General features: G+C 48.5%; 1 rRNA gene. It reads right to left on the reverse strand.

The features are described 5' to 3' along the window. Positions 1–262, reverse strand: a 16S ribosomal RNA gene (locus ACU68U_RS09370); the annotation flags it as partial.

Genomic DNA, 262 nt, shown 5'->3' on the forward strand with positions numbered 1-262 from the left:
ACTATATAGCTTCCCTCTGTACCAACCATTGTAGCACGTGTGTAGCCCAGGACATAAAGGGCATGATGATTTGACGTCATCCCCACCTTCCTCCGATTTGTCATCGGCAGTCTACTTAGAGTCCCCGACTTTATTCGCTGGTAACTAAGTATAGGGGTTGCGCTCGTTGCGGGACTTAACCCAACATCTCACGACACGAGCTGACGACAACCATGCACCACCTGTATGGATGTCTCATAAAGAGAGGGGTATATCTCTATAC

Source organism: Finegoldia sp. P3-F-LR, from assembly GCF_052932165.1.